Source organism: Vibrio splendidus, from assembly GCF_003345295.1.
Classification (GTDB): Bacteria; Pseudomonadota; Gammaproteobacteria; order Enterobacterales; family Vibrionaceae; genus Vibrio; species Vibrio splendidus_K.
In genome coordinates this window covers 1269385-1290473 of sequence record NZ_CP031056.1, presented here as the reverse complement: position 1 = coordinate 1290473, position 21089 = coordinate 1269385, and the positions used below count along the sequence as shown (strand labels likewise).

At 43.5% G+C, this 21089-nt stretch carries 16 protein-coding genes; 9 read left to right on the top strand and 7 right to left on the bottom strand.

Going from position 1 to position 21089, the window contains the following annotated elements:
• Window positions 1-152: 152 nt before the first annotated feature.
• The 3 genes from DUN60_RS21410 to DUN60_RS21400 all read right to left on the bottom strand — a co-directional run bounded on the left by DUN60_RS21410 (window position 153) and on the right by DUN60_RS21400 (window position 4118).
• Window positions 153-1901, bottom strand: coding sequence for a formate--tetrahydrofolate ligase (locus DUN60_RS21410; RefSeq protein WP_114635384.1), 1749 nt, complete (start codon window positions 1899-1901; stop codon window positions 153-155).
• A gap of 293 nt (window positions 1902-2194) precedes the next feature.
• A complete protein-coding gene (locus tag DUN60_RS21405; RefSeq protein WP_054546914.1) occupies window positions 2195-3499 on the bottom strand; it encodes an inosine/guanosine kinase in 1305 nt (434 codons plus the stop codon).
• A gap of 142 nt (window positions 3500-3641) precedes the next feature.
• Complete coding sequence (locus DUN60_RS21400) at window positions 3642-4118, bottom strand: CreA family protein (RefSeq protein WP_114635383.1); 477 nt, start codon at window positions 4116-4118, stop codon at window positions 3642-3644.
• Between the two features lie 248 nt (window positions 4119-4366).
• Between DUN60_RS21400 and DUN60_RS21395 the strand changes: the two genes are divergently transcribed.
• The 3 genes from DUN60_RS21395 (at window position 4367) to DUN60_RS21385 (ending at window position 7761) form a co-directional block, all read left to right on the top strand.
• The gene (locus tag DUN60_RS21395) at window positions 4367-4861 is read left to right on the top strand and encodes a hypothetical protein (RefSeq protein WP_054546913.1); all 495 of its coding nucleotides are present in this window, start codon (window positions 4367-4369) and stop codon (window positions 4859-4861) included.
• 60 nt (window positions 4862-4921) lie between these two features.
• Complete coding sequence (locus tag DUN60_RS21390) at window positions 4922-6730, top strand: HD domain-containing phosphohydrolase (RefSeq protein ID WP_114635382.1); 1809 nt, start codon at window positions 4922-4924, stop codon at window positions 6728-6730.
• Window positions 6731-7035: 305 nt separating this feature from the next.
• A complete protein-coding gene (locus DUN60_RS21385) occupies window positions 7036-7761 on the top strand; it encodes an HAD-IA family hydrolase (protein ID WP_114635381.1) in 726 nt (241 codons plus the stop codon).
• Between the two features lie 490 nt (window positions 7762-8251).
• On the opposite strand, the gene DUN60_RS21375 is transcribed toward DUN60_RS21385, so the two are convergent.
• Complete coding sequence (locus tag DUN60_RS21375) at window positions 8252-9676, bottom strand: methyl-accepting chemotaxis protein (protein ID WP_114635380.1); 1425 nt, start codon at window positions 9674-9676, stop codon at window positions 8252-8254.
• A 148-nt stretch (window positions 9677-9824) separates the two neighbouring features.
• Window positions 9825-11048, bottom strand: coding sequence for an aromatic amino acid transport family protein (locus DUN60_RS21370; RefSeq protein WP_114635379.1), 1224 nt, complete (start codon window positions 11046-11048; stop codon window positions 9825-9827).
• Between the two features lie 446 nt (window positions 11049-11494).
• On the opposite strand from DUN60_RS21370, the gene DUN60_RS24915 reads away from it, so the two are divergent.
• The 3 genes from DUN60_RS24915 to DUN60_RS21360 all read left to right on the top strand — a co-directional run bounded on the left by DUN60_RS24915 (window position 11495) and on the right by DUN60_RS21360 (window position 13738).
• The gene (locus DUN60_RS24915; protein WP_004730901.1) at window positions 11495-11623 is read left to right on the top strand and encodes a hypothetical protein; all 129 of its coding nucleotides are present in this window, start codon (window positions 11495-11497) and stop codon (window positions 11621-11623) included.
• Between the two features lie 174 nt (window positions 11624-11797).
• Entirely contained in the window at window positions 11798-12409 is a 612-nt protein-coding gene (locus DUN60_RS21365; protein ID WP_017086305.1) for an acyl carrier protein phosphodiesterase, read from the top strand.
• 57 nt (window positions 12410-12466) lie between these two features.
• On the top strand, window positions 12467-13738 hold the full coding sequence (locus DUN60_RS21360; protein ID WP_114635378.1) for a DEAD/DEAH box helicase: 1272 nt from the start codon (window positions 12467-12469) through the stop codon (window positions 13736-13738).
• A gap of 127 nt (window positions 13739-13865) precedes the next feature.
• Here DUN60_RS21360 and DUN60_RS21355 read toward each other — a convergent pair whose 3' ends face one another.
• Complete coding sequence (locus DUN60_RS21355) at window positions 13866-14606, bottom strand: TetR/AcrR family transcriptional regulator (RefSeq protein ID WP_114635377.1); 741 nt, start codon at window positions 14604-14606, stop codon at window positions 13866-13868.
• 150 nt (window positions 14607-14756) lie between these two features.
• Between DUN60_RS21355 and DUN60_RS21350 the strand changes: the two genes are divergently transcribed.
• From DUN60_RS21350 to DUN60_RS21340, 3 genes are read left to right on the top strand one after another with little or no spacing between them, the layout of a single operon-like run.
• Window positions 14757-15845: an efflux RND transporter periplasmic adaptor subunit gene (locus DUN60_RS21350; RefSeq protein ID WP_114635376.1), complete on the top strand. Its 1089-nt coding sequence runs from the start codon at window positions 14757-14759 to the stop codon at window positions 15843-15845.
• Window positions 15845-16900, top strand: coding sequence for an efflux RND transporter periplasmic adaptor subunit (locus DUN60_RS21345; RefSeq protein WP_114635375.1), 1056 nt, complete (start codon window positions 15845-15847; stop codon window positions 16898-16900). The genes DUN60_RS21350 and DUN60_RS21345 overlap by 1 nt, the downstream gene beginning before the upstream one ends.
• Entirely contained in the window at window positions 16897-19956 is a 3060-nt protein-coding gene (locus DUN60_RS21340) for an efflux RND transporter permease subunit (protein WP_114635374.1), read from the top strand. Before DUN60_RS21345 ends, DUN60_RS21340 begins: the two co-directional genes overlap by 4 nt.
• A gap of 193 nt (window positions 19957-20149) precedes the next feature.
• Here DUN60_RS21340 and DUN60_RS21335 read toward each other — a convergent pair whose 3' ends face one another.
• Window positions 20150-20887 (bottom strand): EAL domain-containing protein, encoded by a 738-nt coding sequence (locus tag DUN60_RS21335; protein ID WP_081279982.1) that lies wholly within the window; start codon window positions 20885-20887, stop codon window positions 20150-20152.
• Window positions 20888-21089: the final 202 nt, after the last annotated feature.

Genomic DNA, 21089 nt, shown 5'->3' with positions numbered 1-21089 from the left:
CATATAACTACGATTTTAGTGCAACTTTTTGCATTTAAGCTTGATTGTTGAGCAATCACTTCGTTATGAAATGATTGCTCAATATAGAACGCCGCTCTGAAGCTTGAGCCCAATTAATCGCGATTAATTGCCGTTTATCTAGCTAAGGACACCTAGCTTAGGCCGATAATATTTCCATTGCTATCAATATCTAATGACATGAAAGCCGGTTTATCAGGTAAACCTGGCATGGTCATTACGTTGCCGCACAAAGCGTAGATGAAGCCGGCACCAGCACACAGTTTTAACTCTCTAACGGGTACGTCAAACTGAGTGGGTGCACCCTTTATTTGAGCTTCTGTTGAAATCGATAATGGCGTTTTCGCCAAACAAACCGATAGGTCGCCATAGCCGTGTTGGTTGAACTCAGTCAGTTGTTTTTTTGCCAGTGGTGATAGTGAAATACTGGCTGCGCCGTATCCGACTTCAGCGACTGCCATCAGTTTCTCTTCTAAGCTTTGCTCAGAGTAGTACAAAGGCTTAAATTTACTCTCTGTTTGGCATGCTTTTACCACGGCGTGAGCCAACTGAATTGCACCTTCGCCACCTTGACCAAAAGCTTCACTTACTTCAACGCTAACGCTTGGGTCAAAGTCGATGATCATTTGTTTCAAAGCATCGAGCTCTTGAGCTGAATCTTGTGGGAATCGATTGATCGCTACGACAGTAGGTACTTGGTATTGTTTAACGTTGTTGATATGCCATTTAAGGTTCTCAAAGCCTGCTGTGAGCGCGTCTTGATCGTCATTAAAGATTGAATCAGGCAATGGAGTACCCGGTCTCAAATCGTATAAACCAGAGTTGGCTTTTAATCCGCGTAATGTTGCGACAACTACGGCGCAATCGGGCTTCTTGTTCGACGCTTTAACCTTGATGTTACACGCCTTCTCAAACCCCATGTCAGAGCCGAAGCCGCCTTCAGTCACAACAAAATCACTGAGTTTTAGAGCAATATTATCGGCAATAATTGAAGAGTTACCATGTGCAATGTTTGCGAAAGGTCCTGCGTGAATCAACGTTGGCACACCTTCAAGGGTTTGCATCAATGTTGGTTCAATAGAGTCCTTCATCGTTACTGTCATAGCGCCCGCGACGTTAAAGTCTTCTGCGGTTAATGGCGAACCTTGATTGTTATATGCGAGTACGACATGGCCGATCCGCTTGCGTAGGTCTTGTAGATCATCGGCCAGCGCGAGAATAGCCATCAGCTCTGAAGCGGCTGAGATATCAAAACCATCTTCGCGTTCAAGACCATTAATTGTTTTGTCTGCTTCGTTTTTGCCTACTGTGATCATGCGCAATGCACGGTCATTATGGTCGAGTACACGGCGCCACACGATTCTGCTTGGATCGATGTCTAATGATTTTAAGCCAGAGCGTGTTTCAAAGGCTTCTAATCCTTCACGCTGCTCATGATACAAGCGTGCATCAATGGCTGCAGAGGCGAGGTTATGAGCGGCTGTCACAGCATGAATATCACCGGTGAGGTGCAAGTTTAATTGTTCCATAGGGGCGACTTGAGAGTAACCACCACCGGCTGCGCCACCTTTAACACCAAAAACTGGGCCCATTGAAGGCTGGCGAATGCAGGCCATCGCAGATTGGTTAATCTTTGCGAGGCCTTGTGCTAATCCAATAGTAGTGACGGTTTTGCCTTCGCCAAGAGGCGTTGGTGTGATAGCGGTCACCACGACCAATTTACCATCTTGTTGCTTGGCGAGGCGTTCAAGTGATGTCAGAGACACTTTAGATTTGTATTGCCCTAATGGCTGATGTTCGTTGTGTTGCAGGCCAGCTTGTTTGGCAACTTCACTGATGTTTTTAAGGGGAGTAGAGCGACAAATATCAATATCAGACAGCATATTTGATCCTTATATCAGAACCGAAAGGTGGTACGTAAACGTTTGCGTGGCGATAGTACTGTATAAATTTGCCAAGTAAAGGCAAACCACACGAATTATGTGCTGGAAGATAACAGATCTAAAGAGTCATTGCGCGAGATCAAATGTTAAACGAGCAAAATATTCGATGTGACTACCTTCAGCTGCAGTTATATTAGTGCTGAATACAAAAAGGGCTGCATATAGCAGCCCTTCAGGAATGGAAAATCTAGCTGGTCATCAACTTTGATGAGTTAACAACCTGGCATGGTTGATTATCGATCCCAGTATGTTTCTTCTAAGCTATCTTCGCGTTCTGGTAGTGCACGAGAAAGGCGAGGAGAGTGCTGAGTCAATACTTCGTAGCTTACGCGGTTTGCGTACTTACAAATTTGAGACAGTGACGAGTAAGTTAAGCACGCGTGCTCGTGTTTCTCTGAATTCGGTACGTTCACGTGATGGTAACTGTTCGCCGCCATGTCATGTAGAAGTGCCGAAAGCGCGCCATCACCAGCACCGTTTGTGTTTTTAATCTCAAGTGGGCCACCTAAGTAAGGGCCGATGTGAGAGTACACTTTTACTGGGTCTTTACAGTCTTGCTTACGCATTGCACGGCTGAATTCGTATTTGTTAAATTCAGGAATGTTACCCGGTAATAACGGTAGTGTTGTTTCGCGTTTCGCTGGCTCGTCAGTGTAGCCTGCCATGTATAAGCCGACAGGGCCTGCAGTGCAGAGAACTAGGTCAACCCACTCAAGCGCTTTGTTCGCCGCTAGCAAAGGATCTTTTTCACCCGTTAATGCTTCACCTTCATCTTCGTTCATTGCGACGATGGTTACGTTCTCTTTCAGGTATTCTTGCCACCATTCAGCGTTACCTTCGATCACGTACTTCGTACCAAGCGTCAGTACAACTGGCACATTGTGCGCTTTCGCGTATTCAATCGCTTTTTGTACCGCTTTTGGCATCGGATCTTCAGGCTTACCGCGCATTAAGTATGAAGACACAACCAATGCAGACGCTTTTTCAAAAATCTGTTCAGGAATACTTTCAGGGAGTAGTTGGTTCATGTGTCCTTCGTTGATCGCAAACGTACGTTCGCCATCTTCGGTAATGAGCGTGTAACAACGACCAATTGGACCATCAACGGTTTGTAGGTGGTTTAAGTTCATACGAGAAGAAGTGCGGCAAAGGTAGCGGTAACCAAATGAGCCAACTTCAATCTTCTTAGACATTACGCCAAGCAGGACAGATTTACTGTCTGCAAGTACGGAATAGTTGTGCAATGTATTGCCGATAGTATCGCCAGGGTATTGATGCGTGATCAAACCGCGTTGAACTAATTCTTCATACAGCGCATCTGCTTTACTTTCTTCCAATACTAGTGAGTGACCTTTACTCAGCTCGTATTTTTCTAGGAACGCGTTGTCAACACGGGCCTCGATATCAACAATAGTTTGACCCACACCGACAATTGTTGCGCGGTGAAGCTTAGGTGTTTGTTGAATTTGGTTGACCAACGGATCACGGGCGTGAGTTGGAAAGTAGTGCTTAGATTTACGCTGTCCAGGAAATTTCATATGACAAATACAGTGAAAAAATTTTGCCGCATGATATCACATTTTGTTTCTGTTTCTTTCATTTTTATTACATTTTGAATCACCTGCGCAATGTCTGTACAGGTGATTCAGCTTACTCTTGCTTCAGACCGTTCGTGTGAGACTATTCGGCTGGAACGAGTGTTGTCGGATCTACGTAAGCCTTTGTACCCCAAAGAGGAACGGTTGAAAGGCTATGTTTGAAACTGCCTTCTGTTTCTTTGGTTGTGTACGACAAGTAAAGCAGCGATTGATTCTCAGCATCGTAGATACGACGTACCTTCATCGTTTTGAAGAAGATACTCTTCGACTGCTTGAATACCACTTCACCTGATTTACTTTTGTCTATTTTAGCAATCATTTCTGGAGTGATTTCGCCCGTTTGACGACAAGAGATAGAGCTATCGCTTGGATCAGAAAGGCTAAGATTTGCTTCGATTGATGCAATGTGACAAGTCACACCTTCGATCTTATCATCATCTAAAGATGACATTTTGATATCCTTCATTGTGAAGAATCCCAAAGAGACGTCGCCAACCTCGTTGTCCGAACAGCCTGCCAACATTGTGATGATACCTGCTGCTATTAAGGCTTTTTTCATAAGAAGTCCTTTTTATTTATATAGTTCTGTTTACTATAAGGATATTGAAAGCTTGAATACGAGTGTAGAGCTTTTCACCGAGTTCTTAAAGGATGTTATGAGAGAATGAAAAATATGAAGCATTTAAAGTACTTGTTGGCGTTAGTCATGCTCTGTATCCTTTCTGCATGTAGCTCGGCTCCTACGCCGACCATATGTCTCCCAAATAACTGTGATATTTGGGGTTACTAATCTTAGGTACTAAAAGAATGAATAACGAAATACCTGAAAGCGCACATAAAAAAAACCAATGGCTGTTTAGCCAACTCGACATTGCTTATCCCGCAAAGGAGAGCTTGCTAGGTCGAGAACTTTATAAAAGCAGACTCCCATCCAAGAATTACCAACTCCTCGCTCAAGATCAAATTCCTTCCCAAATTGATGAACTGCATAAAGTCGATTTCCATAAACTGACGGTACTTTTTTCACTTAACCAAGCCAGTGTTTATCACGATGAAACCGAAAGGGCACATATGCTTGAGTTCTTGAGTCAGATTATGTTATCTGATGAGCATGTTTTATACATTGGAACTCAAAATGGTGATGTTGTGGCGAGTGCTATTGTCACAGAAGTGGAAGACTCTCTGTTGATCTCCGACGTGATTATTGAAAACGGTCAAGATATCAACGGCTTTGCTAAGCAGTTACATGATTTTTGGGCACAAGATCATGCTTCTCACGATAAAGTGTGGGTCGAGAACTAAAGATTCTTTGAGAAAGCGTTAATCTAAGTACAATACCCCGTCTTTTATAAAGGGTTTTGTATGTACAAGCTATTGATATCAATCGCTGTATTGTGTGTTAGCGCTTTTTCTACAGTCAGTTTTGCTACCGACTGGGATATCAAACGCATCCTAGTTTTACACTCATACGAACCTTCTTACCAATGGACTGCTGACTTTCAGAAAGGGATAGACAGTGCGTTCAGCCAATCTCAAACCGAAGTTAAACTCTCAATCGAGTATTTGGATACAAAGCGCGTCCATAGCTCTGAGTACTACCACTCTCTCACCGATTACTTACAAGCCAAATACGCAGGTTATAAATTTGATGGTGTTATTGCGACTGACGATAATGCGGCTAATTTCCTTGAATCACTGAGTGCGTTGATTGACCGTGCGACACCTATTGTTGCGGCGGGTATCAATGACATAAGCACCGATATGTATGCGGTGTCTGATAGAGCGACTGTGCTTTATGAAAACGATCAGATAGACGTCAATATTAAGCTGATCTCTAAACTAAGACCTAATCTAAAGAACCTCTATTTCATCAATGATTACAGTGTCACTTCTGAGCTAATCCGTAAAGATATAAGCCATATTATGGCAGACTTTCCATCGATTAATTTGGTAGAAATACGCGATTTGTCGCTCAAGCAAACAAGTGAGTTCTTGAAAGGGGTCTCTGTTGACGATGCGGTCTTACTGAGCCACTACAATACTGAGTTAGATCAAGGTGTATATCATACCTATCAAGAGGTCGCGGAAACCTTATCTGCATCGAGCGCCGCACCAGTGTTTGCGTTATGGCAGTTTAATATAGTCGGTGATGTACTCGGAGGTTATGTAAACCACTCGCGAAGTATGGGCGAAGAGGCCGTTAGTGCATTGGATAAGTATGTGCCTCTTAATTTTTCTACACCTTTAGTTCCCGGTGACAACAAGCGTTTTGTTTTCAATTATCCGGCGCTTAAAAAGTTTGGTATTGGTGATAATGTACTGCCGACAGGATCTGTGATTGTTAACGAGCCTTCCTCCTTTTTACAAAAGAACTTTCAATTGTTGTTGGGCTTAATCATGGTCATTACAGGGCTGAGCGTGATTATCGTGATGCAATTTATTACCCTGCGCCAAAAGAAAGAGTTGGCAAAAAAGAACAAGCGAATCCTTGCTCTACAGAAACAAACTTTGAATGTTCAAAAGGACATGATTCATGTGTTGGGTGAAGCCATTGAAACTCGCTCTGGCGAGACGGGTAATCACGTTAAGCGTGTAGCCAAGTTATCCGCATTGCTTGCCAAGTATCGTGGCTTGAGCCATCGCGAGGTCGAGATGATTGAGATCATAAGCCCGATGCATGATGTAGGTAAGATTTCGGTTCCGGAATCTATCTTGGATAAACCAGGTAAATTGACAGACCAAGAGTGGGATGTAATGAAACTTCACACCACTGCGGGCTACAATTTACTGAAGAGCGGAGCGGGTGATATTACCAACCTCGCAGCAATCATTGCTAACGAACATCATGAGCGTTGGGATGGCACTGGATACCCTAATGGTAAGGTAGGTGAACAAATTCATTTGTTTGCTCGCATTACTGCGGTAGCCGATGTATTTGACGCATTGCTTAGTGCCCGCTGCTACAAAGAGCCATGGCCATTAGAGATGGTCGTCGATTTGTTCGATAGAGAGTGTGGCTATCAATTTGACCCTAAACTAACCAAACTGCTACTGAAACACTTGCCCGAGTTTGTCGCCATCCGAGATTCGTATCCCGATACTGGAACTGTAGAATATGCGTCTGTACCTTCGATTGAAGTTAAGGTATTAGAAGAGTCGGTTGTTAGCTAACTCTCGCTCTATCTGAATAGTCTATAAGTCTTGGTTTCTTTATCAATTCGCCATAATCCGACTAGGACGTGGCAATTTATATTTTCCACTGAAATTAAGTCATTTATGTAAACCTTGCAGTATTTGGTTTCGCAGATTCTGGGTTAATTTGATGAAAGCTGTTGCTTATGTCGAGCCATAAGGTGATCAAGCCCATATTTCGCGAAGAGAAATAAGCCTGTGTCTGTAAACTGTTATCTCAATCATCCCGCGCATTGAAAGAACACTATAGGATAAAACTTGAATTCAATGCGAGTGAGAGAGCTATGCGGTTAGAACAGACTAAATGTGTAATTTTCGATTGTGATGGAACACTCATCGATAGCGAAAAGCTTTGTTGCCAAGCCTTGGTGAATGTATTCACCGGCTTTGGGGCGGAGCTAAACGTTAATGACTGCTATGCGCACTTTCAAGGTGGAAAGCTGGCCGACATCTTAATGGATACACAGGAACGTTTAGGGCTATCTATCTCGATTGATACGCTTGAGCCGTTATATCGTATTGAATTAGAAGCCTTGTTCCAACGTCATTTAAAGCCGATGGATGGTGCTATCGAGCTCATTGAATTTCTAAAGCAACAGGACATCGAATTTTGTATCGCTTCTAATGCGCCTAAGTCTCGGGTTGAATCTTCATTGGCCATGACAGGAATGCTTGATGACTTTAAAGGTAAAGTGTTTTCAGCTTTTGATGCCAACAGCTGGAAGCCAGAACCTGACCTGATTATGTATACAGCCATGAATATGGGCTTTTTACCCAATGAGTGTATCTATGTGGACGATACTTTGAAAGGAATTGAAGCGGGTGTTCGTGCGGGTATTCAATCATTCCGATTGCGCCCAAGTATTAATGAATCAATCGTAGATCCCGAAGCCGACTCATCAGAGGTAGCGGCTCAGGATATCTACAGTTTGGAAGAGATTTCGGTTTGGATTAATGGCAAACACTGCTCAAGTGGTGGAATACCGAACCCTGCAGCTTTGGTGGGGTAGAGCCTAGCTGAAGGCTGACTACCTTACTAAATTGTTTAGTGTGAAAACCGCAAGAGGCACAAGTAAACTTTTCTCCACTTTCTGAGAGTAGATATTCGTCGTGTTGGCATAAAGGGCATGTAATGTCGTCGGTGTTTGGTGTTTCTGTTTTATTCATTATGTGTCACCTGCAGCAAGAGGGTAAGCGAAAAAAGACCCGTTTAATTAGATTACCCCTAAGCTCGAATATTAGACAGTTTTGACACTTGATAATCTCGCCTTTGCGACTTGCTTCATGGTAATGATAATCTCATCGTTAAAGACCATGTGTTTCCTGTAGTTATTAAGGGAAGTTGTTATTAGTGAAAGTTGCTATTAACGGACGCTGCTATAAACGGGCGTTACTATTGGCGGACGCTGCTATTAACGAACGTCGATAAAAAAGGACTCATGATGAGTCCTTTTTAGTTTCGCTGAATTTAACTTGGTCAGCCTAAGTGAACACTCAAATCTAAGTGCGGTATCTTGCCAAAGTTTTAGACAAAGAAACTGATGCGTCTGTCAGTGTCGACACGCCATTTGAAGAGTTTTGAGCCACTTCTTTAATCACATCGGATTGACTGCGAATATCGTTAAGCTCAGCTGCGATGGTGTTCGCGACGTTGCTTTGCTCGTCCGCTGAGGTTGCAATCTGAATACTCATATCCATTAGCGCTTGAGCTGAGTCGGCAATCGAGTTTACATCGTCCCCAATGTTTGAAATCAGTTGGCTGCTAGTTTGCGCTTGATCGACCGTTTGCTCGGTGATCTTAGCGATATTTTGGCTCTCTTGCTGTAAGCGTTCTATCATCGCTTGGATTTCAACCGTAGCCGACTGAGTGCGACTTGCAAGCGTTCTTACTTCATCAGCAACAACAGCGAAACCACGGCCTTGTTCACCCGCACGAGCAGCTTCGATCGCCGCGTTCAGTGCAAGCAAGTTAGTTTGCTCTGAAATTGCGTTGATCGTCGTGATCACTTCATTAATTTGACTAGTGTTCACATTCAAGCTGGTAACTGAAGATGAGGTTTGCTCAATCAAAGAAGAGAGCGTGGTGATCTCTGAGATGGCTTGTTGAACTTTCGTATGGCTGTCGTTGATTTGCTGCGCGTCTTGTTCAGTTTGTTCAGTTGAACGTGCTGAAATGTTAGAGACTTCATTGGCTGAAGCGGTCATTTGATCCATGGCAGTAGCAACAGAGTCTAGAGACGCATTCTGGCTCATGATTTGTGTTTCACTGCGCTTCATCTCTGTTTCGAAAGAAGCCGATGTTTCGCTTAGTGTCGCTGCACTGTGGTTTACGTTGTTGACTAGCTCACTAAGCGTGTCCATTGAACGGTCAAGTGCACAACCAATCGTACCGAACTCATCACGTCCAGGGTGGAAACCAAGGCGTGATGTTAAGTCGCCATCACCAATCTTTTGAGTGGTTGAGTAAAGCACCCAAAGTGCGCCGCCTAGAAAAGTCGCCACCCAGTAACAGAAAAGACCAAAAGGCATACACCACAAAAAACTGAGTAATAAAGAGTACAGTGCTTGTTGCTTTTGATTCTGTGTATCGAGATTTGAAACGGTAAGAGAGTAGTAATTACCATCTTGCGCAATGGCTGTTGCTGTAACTGCACCACTTTTCAATATGGTTGTTTCTTGAGGACGTGTTTGTTGGCTAACTGAACGCACGGAAGCAGGGGAATCTGACGCTGATAAGATGCCTTGCAATTGATATTCAACCTGCTGTTTTGCACTCGCGTCAATTTGTTCCATATTGTTGACGTAGTTGAGGCCAGCGAGGCTTGCCACAGCGGCAAAAAAGATCAAGAAAATGACCCAAAACTTGTCGTTGATAGACATTTTAATAAACAGTTTATCTATCGTTCGAAATTGTACTTCTTTCATAAAAACTCCACGGTAAATCCTTTACCGTGGACTCTAAATAACCGACCTCAATAAAAATGTGATGCCAATCGACTAATTGTGAAAATTAATGATACCAACATATCGTTTATGAGATATCTATCAAGTATTTTTGTTCTCTATGGGTTTATTAGCCTAGAGAAGGCAATAACCCTACTGAAATAAGGATTTGAATCGCAATGATAAAAACGCCTACGCTGCCAACTAAAAACAACGCTTTACTTCCACCGAGCACTTGGTAAGTCGCTTCTGTGCCTTGAGGTTCTACAGAGAAATCCGTGTAACGAATCTTGTATACCATCACTGTCGGCAGCAAAATTGCGAGCACTGAAAGTGCTATGGCTGCGTAGCCCAGAGCTGTAATGAAACCCTGTGGGTAGAACAAGGCAAAACCTAATGGCGGTAAGAAAGTGATAGCGGCCGTTTTAACGCGTTTTGCACTGCCTAGTTTCTTGCTCAGTGAATCCCCCATGAATTCAAATAACCCCAAGCTCACACCAATAAAAGAAGTCAGCAGTGCAAGGTCTGCGAATACGCCAACGATCACGCTAAGGTTTGATTGATGAACGGTTTGTGACAATGAGACTAATAGTGCGCCTAAGCTTGTATCCGACAAAAGCTGCTCTTGGCTGATCACACCTAGAGTCACACTCTGCCAGAAAACATAGATGACCAAAGGCAGTGCAGAACCAACAATCATGACCTTACGTAGAGATCGAACGTCACCATCTAGGTATCGAACAATTGAAGGGATGCTGCCGTGGAAGCCAAAAGAGGTAAACACAACTGGAATTGCAGCAACAATCAGCCCTTGCTGTAAAGGCATGCTCATTAGGTATTGAGAGGTGATGTTTGGTGCTAGGAAGCTGAGTACCAGTACCATCGCAATCAGTTTAAGTCCGAATAAAACGCGGTTAACTTTATCAACACTGTGCGTACCAATCGTCACAACGCCAGCAACTAACAGTGTGAATAGAAGGGTTGTAATTTGGCCATTAAGCTCAAAGCCTGAAATATCCGAGATACGCTGATTAAACTGCGCACCACCACCTGCGATATAAGCTGCACACAGAGCGTAGAAAAGGAACATAACTGCAAAGCTAGCGATCCACTTACCTTTTGTCCCTAAAATTTTGTCAGCTAGCGTATGTAGGGTTGCGTCAGAATCAGCGAATTGATGTAGTTCTACCATTAACAATGCAGTAAAGGCCATTAGAGCCCATAAGCCAAGCATTAGAAAAAGTGAGGTTGAAAAGCCAATACCTGCAGAAGCAAGTGGAAGAGCGAGCATGCCAGCACCAATAGTGGTGCCTGCAATGATCAAAGTACTACCAAAAACCTTTGATTTATTCATTGTATATAATTCTTTACGTTAGGGTGTGTTTTCATTGTAATTCTTCTAGCTTAAGCGCATAAACCCAAAGAATATCTCGATTTTAAAGTATTCTGATTGAGTTTAATTCCAAATGCAATGTCTAATGTAATTAAAAATATCCACTGTAAATTATAATTTACGACTGGTGGGTTGAAAGCACTCAAATGCCCGAAGCAAACGTTTGACCATGATCTGCTTCAAAATGTGTAGAGTAATTTGTTGTACTTGGTGTAAGGTGACAGTACATATGTCGTTCGCGTATACCCCTTTAGCGTAAACAAGCGCTAATGATCGCGAGTAGCTTCAAGCTATAAATATGGAATGGGTAGAGTAGAGTGCGTTCATCAAAGTGACATAATATAAGTCCAAGATGGTGCACTAGTTAATCGGACATCATGTCCGCATCAAGGAATAGAGGGGGCACTATGAGTGACCAATCTTTTAATGACGAAAGTCTTGAGTTGTTAGATGCCATGGAAATTGGCATTGATTTATCTGACTACGAGCAGGCGGTTAAACAATTAGCAGAAGAACTTTTTAAGTCTTCGAACTAGGTTTTACCTGAACTAAAGGTTTCTGTAGTTCAACGTTCTCAAATTAGACAATTCTTAAACTGAGCAAATCTCATTCGCTCACACGTCATAACAAAACTATCCTCATTAAAGTTCGCGAAGATAAACGAGTACGTTTACCATGTTACTTAGTTCTCGATACTTTAATGAGGTTCAATGAACTTTCTCGCACACCTCCACATCGCTCAACACTGTAAAAGTAACTTAGCTGGTAATCTGTTAGGTGACTTCGTTAAAGGCGACCCTAATAAACACTATTCAACCTCGCTTTCAGACGGAATAAGACTTCATCGATTCGTGGATAGTTACACAGACCGCCACGATGTATCCCGATCGGCAAAATCGCTTTTTTTAGACCAAACGCGTCGCTTTGCACCTATTGCACTGGATGTATTTTGGGATCACTGCTTAGCCAATCATTGGACTCAGTTCTCGCAGCAGACGTTAGAGCATTTTTGTTTCGATAGTCATCAACAGATCTTTGAACATCAAGAGCCTCACTGGCCTGAGAACTTCATTACGATTCATCAGAAGATGGCTGAACAACGTTGGCTGGAAAGCTATCAAGACATGTCTTCCATAGAGGTGGTATTGCAACGTATGGCGTTGAGAAGGCCCAAGTTAGGCATGCTCAAAAATTGTTACGACGACCTCGAACGTCACTATGATACGTTGCAGTGTCACTTTAATGAGCTGTATCCCAACGTTTTAGAAGAAGCGAAGCAGTTTAATGCACTTCAAATGAAGAAAAATCAAAAGGAAAGGTAAACAGCGTAATGCAGGTTTGCTACAATCCGCGCCTATTTAATCTTTGAGCATCATACTATGTCTGAATCTACCCGATCTTTTAACCAACTAGGATTGTCTGAGCAACTTCTTACAACGCTATCAGAGCTAAACTTTACGGCTCCGACTAGTGTTCAAGAACAAGCTATTCCATTGGTACTGGAAGGCAAAGATGTACTGGCTGGTGCGCAAACGGGTACCGGTAAAACCGCGGCGTTTGGTTTGCCGATTATTCAAAGATTAATCGAGACTAAAGACAATGTTATTCCGAACCCTAAGCTCGTTCGTGCACTTGTGTTAGTGCCAACGCGTGAATTGGCACAACAGGTGTTTGATAACGTAACGAGTTATGCGAAAGGCACCGATATTAAAGTTGTGGTGGCTTACGGCGGCGTTAGCATGAAGGTTCAAACCGATAACTTACGTGGAGGCGCCGACATTCTTGTAGCGACGCCTGGTCGTCTTATTGACCATATGTTCACCAAGAACATCATGTTGAGCCAAACGGAAGTGCTGGTATTAGACGAAGCAGACCGCATGCTAGATATGGGCTTCATGCCTGACATCAAACGCATTCTTTCTCGCATGAACGACGTACGTCAGACGCTGTTCTTCTCTGCGACGTTCGACAATAAAATTAAAGCGCTTGCACATCGAATGATGCAGTCACCAAGCGAAATTCAAGTTACGCCAAAAAACAGCACCGCTGACACCGTTACCCAGATGGTTTATCCGGTTGATAAATCGCGTAAAAGTGAACTGTTGGCCTATTTGATTGGCTCAAAAAACTGGCAACAAGTGTTGGTGTTCACGAAAACTAAGCAGGGCACTGATGCTCTAGTTAAAGAGCTTAAGTTAGACGGCATTAAAGCGGCATCAATCAATGGTGATAAGAGCCAAGGTGCGCGCCAAAAAGCACTGGACGATTTCAAATCAGGCAAGGTGAGAGCGTTGATTGCAACCGACGTGGCAGCTCGTGGTATTGATATCCAGCAGCTAGAACAAGTTGTGAACTATGACATGCCATTTAAAGCTGAAGATTACGTTCACCGTATCGGACGTACTGGCCGTGCAGGTAATACCGGTTTAGCGATTTCTTTGATGAGTCAGGATGAAGCGTACCTATTGGGTGACATTGAACGCTTACTTGATACTCGCTTGCCTCAAGAGTGGTTAGAGGGCTTTGAACCAAGCCTAGAAAAAGATGTAACCCCTGATCGCGGTGGTCGCAGTAAAAGTCGTTCATCAGAAAAACGTAAGATGAAAGCGAAGCTTAAGATTCACCAAAACCGCGGTAAAGCACGTCGCTAACAAGCTGGACAAAGCTCCAGTTTAAAGATCTGTAGATATAAAAATGCGCCGTTACAGTTGGTTCTGTAACGGCGCATTTTTGTTTCAAGTAAATAAATTTATGACCAAGAAAAATAAAAACACTGGATTAATGATGTTCTTGATTGCACTTCCATACACAGGGCACTTCATAAATTAGCTCATCTAGGCTAATTGGGTTTAGCACCCATTGGTCTTCGATTCTAAACTTACTTACCATTTGTGAGTTGAATAGTTGCCAATGCTTAAGTAGGGCATCTTCGGGCGAGGTGACCATATCGCCTTCATTCCAAGTGCTTTCCATGAAGGGAGTTAGGCATACCGCTCCGTGCGCATACATGATCATTTGCCATTTAATCTCATAAATGTTGATCAAGTTCTTTGGATTCGCATCGTTATATTGTTCAGCTAACATGTTGATTTCTTTTTCGACATCGCCAACATTGTCGATAAAGTAATCGACCAAGTTGTCTTTTTGACGAACAGAGTCAGTGATAAGTTGCATCGGTTTTCGTGAGTGAATCATGTTGCTAAAGAGGCGCATACTAAATAAATAGATAGTAATGTTTGGTGCGACGCCTTTTGGTAACTCTTCTACTATCTTAGCAATATAAGACTGAAAATAGGCGTGTAAACAATCGCTTATCGCATGCCAGATTTTTTCTTTGCTGCCAAAGTGGTGGCGAATAAGACTATGCGATACGCCTGCTTTTTCACTGATGTTACGAAGCGAAACGCTATCATAACCATGCTCACAGAACATATCCGCGGCAACACCCATGATCAAAAATCTCGTCTCTTCAGCGTCTTTTGCGCTTCTTCTGCCTTGTTTCTTTTCAGTCATCTTCATTTCACACATTTACCTGATTACCACATTCTACACTGTTTTTACTCAAATAAAAAATACTGCACAGGTGGAAAGTAAAGCTTGTGGATTACGGAATTTTGAATATACTGCCCACCTGTGTAATAAATCATAATAATTAAATGGAGAGACATCATGCAGTCCAATTTGTCTATCAATGTCATATCGAGCAAGCGCATGGGAGCTGTGATTGCAGCACTATTGCTCGCAGGCTCTTTGACCGGATGTAATAAGGTTCAGTCAGAAGAAACGGTGCAAGTTGTTAAGCCTGTAAAGCTGTTTGAGATTCCTTTGCAGACGGATATCGAGCTTGATAGCTTTATCGCAAAAGTAGATGCAACCGACCGTGCTGCGCTTTCCTTCCAAGTAGGAGGCGACATTGAAACCTTCGATGTTCGTATGGGACAAGAAGTGAAGAAAGGTCAGGTGCTCGCCGTATTAGATGCGACGGATTACCGTATTGCGGTTGATGCAGCACAAGCCAAATTTGATCTTGCGAATAGCCAATACAAACAAGCTTCTGAGTTGTACGCGAAAAAGTTAGTCAGTACCGATTACTACGACCAAGCCGTGAACACCTTTACTGCCGCTGACGTTGAGTTGGACCAAGCAAAAACAAACCTTGGCTACACCACCTTAGTTGCTCCATTCGATGGCGTGGTATCGATGGTGTTTGGAAAACAATATCAATTGATCGCAGAAAAGCAGCCTGTACTGAATATTTTGAATCACAGTGAGATGGACGTGACGTTTTCAATTCCAGTATCAAAGCTTGAAGACCGTTCTATTCAAGACCTAACGAGCTCAAACATGTGGGTTGTGATGGATAGCCACCGTGGTATTCGTATCCCGACTCGCTTTAAAGAAATCTCTACACAACCAGATGAAGACACCAACAGCTACCAAGCGGTTGTATCCATCGAAAAGCCGGAAGGCATCAATTTACTTTCTGGAATGACAGCACAAGTTGAAGTTCAGAAGCATAAATCTGACTACGGTATTGGCATTGTTGATTCAGCTTGGTTAACCAAAGAAGCTGACCATGGTGAGCTATGGCGCTATAACCCTGACTCTCAATTGATTTCTAAAGTACAAGTCCTTCTTGATGAGCAAGGTAAGGTTATTGATGGATTGTCGTCTGGCGACCTTATCGTTGAAGCGGGTGTGGATGTGTTATCCGATGGACAGCAAGTAAAAGCTTGGTTACGTGAGGGCGGTATTTAATGAACCTTTCCAAATTATCAATTGTTGTCGGGTCGGCTATGTTGCTTCAAGCCTGTAACAGTGAAGCCGTACACCGTGAACAACCCCCTCTGCTAGTTTCTACCTTTGAAGTTGGCGCGCCGCTGACTGATCAATTCAGAAGTTTTAACGGTCAGGTAATGCCCGCTGAATTGACCCCCTTGGCATTTAAGCTCGCAGGCGAAATCCAACAAGTCTTGGTAGAAGCCGGTGACAACGTCGAAAAAGGGCAGTTACTTGCGACCTTAGACAACGCAACGTATCTCCAAGATCTTACTGACGCTAACTCTCAATTCAAACTGGCGAGCAAGCAGTTAGCCCGTGGTACGGAGATGTTTGGTAGCAAGATGTTGTCGCAGTCAGAGCTAGACCAACTAACGGCTAACTATAAGCTGGCATCGGCGAATTTGGCGGCTGCAGAGCGCAAGCTAAGTTACACAGAGCTTTTAGCGCCATTTTCCGGGACCGTTTCTACCGTGGACAAGCAACGTTTCGAAAACACGACACCGGGTGAAACACTATTAAGCGTGTACCAGAACGACAAGGTATATGTACGAATTCAAGTATCAGATTCGATCTTGGCATCGATCAGTCCAGACATGCGTTCAAATAGCTATCGTCCTGAGGCGACCTTTGGCGGTCACACTGGCCAATATCCACTGACGTATTTGGAGCACACCAGTGAATTGCACCCGCAATCGCGTACTTACGAATTTTGGATGCAGATGCAACAACCTAAAAGCGAAATCCTGCCGGGCACCAGCGTTACGGTGAACGTGGATATGGCGAAAGCTGGCTTGAGCGATGTTCAAGGCTACCAATTACCAATGACAACTTTAGAAGCGGGTTCTGAAGCGAATCAGTTTTATGTGTGGAAAATGGAAGACGGACAAGCATTCAAAAGCGAAGTAGAAGTCGACAAGATCAGTGGCCAAGGCGCATTAATCGCTCATGGTGTTGAGCAAGGTGATCGACTCGTAAACTCGAATCTAAGAAAACTCCGTGACGGAATCAAATTGTCAGGAAAAGCAGAATGAACATCGCAGAATATTCAATAAAGAACAAAGTAATCAGCTGGCTGTTTCTAGTCATTTTGGCCATTGGCGGTGTGACGTCTTTTGGTAATCTATCCCGTTTAGAAGACCCAGCTTTTACCATTAAAGATGCAATGATTATTTCAACTTACCCTGGCGCTACGTCAATGGAAGTTGAGGAAGAACTGACTTATCCCCTTGAGAAAGAGATAAGACAGCTCCCTTATATTGACAAGATAACCTCAACGTCGTCGAATGGTATGTCTCAAATTATGGTGAGCATGAAGATGGACTACGGTCCAGACGAGCTACCACAAATCTGGGATGAAATGCGTCGTAAGATCAACGATCTACAGCCCACGCTTCCTAGTGGTGTTAACTCAGTTCAGATCATTGATGACTTCGGTGATGTGTTTGGCGTGATGATCATGCTGACGGGTGATGGCTACGATTACGTTGAACTCAAACAATATGCTGATTATCTCACACGCGAAATCGAACTGGTTGAAGGCGTAGGCAAAGTAAGTATCGCAGGCGACCAACAAGAGCAATTGTTTGTTGAGATGTCGCTTGAGCGTTTAGCCGCGCTGAATCTAGATATGTCGATGGTTACTTCACTGCTATCACAGCAAAACAGTGTGGTATCGGCAGGCGAGGTAATGCTCAATGGTCAAAGCCTAACGATCAAACCGAATGGCACTTTAAGTACGGTTGAAGAACTAGAAAACTTAATCATTCATGGCCGCGATACAGGTAACCTAATTCGCTTAAAAGATGTCGCTGAGGTCACTCGCGGAATCCAAGAAAAGCCAGGCAATGTACTCACTTACAATGGTATGCCAGCCATCAACCTCGGGATCGCATTTTCTTCAGGCGTAAACGTAGTGGAAATCGGTCAGGCACTCGATGCAGAGCTTGAGCGCTTAGAAAGCATTAAGCCAGCCGGTGTTGAGTTGAATTACTTCTACAACCAAGCGCAAGAAGTTGACAAGTCCGTTGCTGATTTCTTGATCAGTCTAGTAGAAGCGGTGGCAATTGTTATCATCGTGCTTCTGTTCGCCATGGGCTTACGCAGTGGTTTGATTATCGGTTTAGTACTGCTACTGACTGTATTTGGTACGTTCATCTTGATGGACTACAACGATGTTGAACTGCACCGTATCTCGCTGGGTGCTTTGATCATCGCACTGGGTATGCTGGTGGATAACGCGATTGTTGTCGTTGAAGGTATTTTGGTTGGCTTGAAGAAAGGCAAAACCAAGCTTGAAGCAGCGAAAGACATCGTGACACAAACACAATGGCCACTATTAGGTGCAACCATTATTGCTATCACAGCCTTTGCACCTATCGGATTATCAAAAGATGCAACGGGCGAGTTCATGGGTTCATTGTTCTGGGTTCTGTGTTTCTCGCTATTCTTGAGTTGGGTTACCGCGCTAACGCTGACGCCATTCCTTGCTGAAATGCTGCTTAAAGAAGAAGATAAAGTCGATGAAAACGAAGACCCATACAAAGGTATCCTGTTTGTTGTATTCGGTGCGTGCCTGAAAGTAGCACTTCGATTTAGATGGCTCACTGTTATCAGCATGGTTGCGCTATTAGCGGTTTCCGTTGTCGGCTTTGGTATGGTGAAACAGCAGTTCTTCCCGCCATCAAACACGCCAATGTTCTATGTAGACATGTGGATGCCGGAAGGCACTGATGTTCGTGAAACGATCAAGCAGACAGACAAAGTCGAAAGCTACATTCGTCAACAAGACGACGTAGAGTTTGTAACCACAACGGTTGGGCAGGGCATGCAACGTTTCGCGCTGACATACCAACCAGAGAAAAGCTACGAAGCGTACAGTCAGTTACAAGTAAGAACCACTGACCGTGACACCATGTTCGAAGTCCTAGAAGAGTTAGACAAGGACTTAGCCAACAAATTTGAACAACCTACGTTCCAATTCAAATTGATTGAGTTTGGCCCGTCACCAGCTTCAAAAATCGAGGCTCGTATTAGTGGTGCCGACCCACAAATCTTGCGCAGTATTGCGGTTGAAGTGGAAGACATCTTGTTAGCGGACCCTGGCTCTCGAAATGTTCGTCACGACTGGCGTGAACGTACCAAAGAGCTAGTGCCACTGTTTAACGAATCAAAGGCTCGTCGTCTTGGTATTTCAAGGACGGATCTGTCCGAGACGTTACAGATGGCGTTTGGCGGTTACAACATCGGTCTACTGCGTGATGGTACTCATATGTTGCCTATTGTTGCGCGTTTACCTGAAGCAGAGCGTTTTGATTTTGAATCACTGAACAATGTGAAGATTTGGAGCCCATCGTTACAAACCTACATTCCAGTTGAACAAGTGATTGATGGTGTAGAGCTTCAATGGTCTGAACCACTGATTCAACGTCGTGATAGAAAACGTACGCTAACCGTACTGGCTGATCATGATGTATTGGGTGATGAAACGCCGGCTAGCTTGTTTGCTCGTGTTAAACCAAAGGTAGAAGCATTAGAGCTACCAGCAGGTTACAACATTAGCTGGGGTGGCGAGTACGAAAGTTCGAAAGATGCACAAGAATCTCTATTTGGTTCACTACCAATGGGTTACTTATTGATGTTTATCATCACCATGCTTTTGTTTAATTCGCTTCGTAAGCCACTTGTGATTTGGTTTACGGTACCACTTTCTATCATTGGTGTTTCGATTGGTCTGTTAGGTACCAATATGCCATTCAGCTTCACGGCGTTCCTTGGCCTACTGAGCCTAAGCGGCATGATTTTGAAAAACGGTATCGTCCTGCTTGACCAGATCAACACCGAACTCTCAACAGGTAAAGACCCATACCTAGCGGTTGTCGACAGCGCGATTAGTCGTGTACGACCTGTATCTATGGCAGCATTGACGACTATCTTGGGTATGATTCCTTTGGTATTCGATGCATTTTTCGGCTCGATGGCGATTACCATCATGGCAGGCTTAGGCTTTGCTACAGTACTAACGCTAATAGTAGTACCAGTGATGTTCGCTATTCTATATAGAATCAAACCGTCCACTGCGGGTTATTAGGGAATGATATAAAACAGATTCTTTTAAGCCAGCCTAGTCAATTTTGACTGGGCTTTTTTATGGGTGTGATTTGGCGACTAAGGAACTATAGCGTCAGCGAGCGTTGCGTTAAGAAAGAGATAGGTATTAAAAAGCCGCTAACCAATGGTAAAGCGGCTTCCTGTAGAATAGGGAATAGAGAATAGGGGACAGTTTAGATTGCGAGGCGGAGATCTAACTCAATCGGCTTTGGCATCGCTAAGTGATAGCCTTGATACATATCGAAGCCTAAGCTTTGCATTGCTGCGAGCTGTTGTTCGGTTTCGATACCTTCGATTACGGTCTTAGCACCAATTTGATTAGCAAGGCTAAGAACCAATTCCATCTCGCTTGTGTCGCCTTGTTCAAAATCCAACATGACAGAGCGATCTATCTTGATGATATGAGGATTAATATGACGAACGCGCTGTTCTGTTGACGCTTGTGTTCCAAAATCATCAACAGCAATTTGAAAGCCGTTCTCTGCGAGAGAGTGAGCAGCATCTTTCAAGCGTTCTTCACTTTCTGCATTCAGTTCTACCAGCTCCATGACGATTTGTTCGCATGAAAGGTTAAGTTCATGCAGGCGTTTAGCCAACAGGCTGTCACTGACTTTTTCTGCGGCAAACAGCTCACCAACGTTTGGAAGAACGTTTAGGAAGAGGTGTAAATGACGAATATTCGATTGCGCGAAGTTACGGATATGGATAGCGCGACTCAGCCTTTCTACATTGATCTTGTCAGTGCACAAGGTATCGTCGGAATGGAAGAAGTGATCAGGACGAACAACATCCCCTTTGCTATTCGAAATACGAACCAAAGCCTCAACGCCTATCTGAGTCATTGAACTGTCAAATATAGGTTGATAGACACTTCTAAGTGTTAAGTCTTGATATTTCGCAATAAACTGCATATCGGCATCCACAGATATACAGCTAATAAATTCACTTCTGTCTGATAAAATCATAGTCGCTAATAAAGGTGTTTATTTAATGACGAAAATATACGTCATGGCTGTCACAATATTGACAGGTGTAAGTAAATTGTCAATTAATAAAAATTCATTTGCAGGGTCAATATTTAAATAAATATAATTAACGAAAAATCAGCATGAT